Origin of the sequence: Variovorax sp. KK3 (assembly GCF_001984055.1) — a bacterium.
GTDB lineage: Bacteria > Pseudomonadota > Gammaproteobacteria > Burkholderiales > Burkholderiaceae_C > Variovorax.
Genome location: NZ_LYVO01000219.1, coordinates 1 through 316, shown reverse-complemented (window position 1 = coordinate 316; position 316 = coordinate 1). Strand labels below are relative to the sequence as shown.

The 316-nt window shown below is 75.0% G+C and carries 1 pseudogene; it reads right to left on the bottom strand.

The annotated features are described in order from the left end of the window. A pseudogene (locus B0W80_RS35855) lies at positions 1-316 on the bottom strand (hypothetical protein); the annotation flags it as partial.

The window sequence follows — 316 nt, the reverse complement described above, 5'->3', positions numbered from 1 at the left end:
CCAGCCGTCGCCGCGGCCGCCCGAGGAGCCCGCGCCGCCGAAGGACTGCGCCAGGATGCCCGGCGAATGCGGCGCGACGGCCGTCGTCAGCACACCGGCGTTGGTGACGGTCACCGTGCTGGCGTTGCCGCCCTTGCCGGCGTTGCCCGAGGGATTGCCGCCCGCTGCGCCGATGCCGCCCAGCGATTGCGCCCAGATCGCCGGCGTGCCGGACACACCCGACTGCGTCGAGACCGAGCCGCCCTCGATGGTCACCGTGACGGTGTTCGCCGGGCCGCCATCGCCGCCTTGTCCACCTTGCGCGCCGACGTCGCTG